Annotated in this window: 1 protein-coding gene; it reads left to right on the top strand. The window is 71.9% G+C overall.

The window, feature by feature from the left end; genetic code table 11:
• On the top strand, positions 1-331 hold a 331-nt coding region (locus H926_RS31145), incomplete at both ends, for a chloride channel protein (RefSeq protein ID WP_043610692.1).

The raw sequence follows: 331 nt of genomic DNA, 5'->3' as shown, positions 1-331 counted from the left end.
TCGGGCTGGGTGTGCTGTCGGCCCATCCCGGCGCGCCCACGCTGCCGGGCTTTTTCGTGGCAGCGCCCGATCGGTGGAGCTGGCTGCTCAAGCTGGTGTTTACCGTCGCCACGCTCAGCGCCGGGTTCAAGGGGGGTGAGGTGACCCCGCTGTTCTTCATCGGCGCGGGCCTGGGCAGTGCGCTGTCGCTCGTGCTGGGCCTGCCGGTGCCGCTCGCGGCCGCAGTGGGCATGGTGGCGCTGTTCGGCGCGGCGGCCAACACGCCGGTGGCCTGCGCGGTGATGGGGCTGGAACTGTTCGGGATCGATGCCGCCCCGGTGCTGATCGTGGC

Source organism: Novosphingobium sp. B-7 (assembly GCF_000410615.1).
Lineage (GTDB): Bacteria > Pseudomonadota > Alphaproteobacteria > Sphingomonadales > Sphingomonadaceae > Novosphingobium > Novosphingobium capsulatum.
Note: the sequence above shows the minus strand (reverse complement) of the source record. Positions and strands in the feature narration are given on the sequence as shown.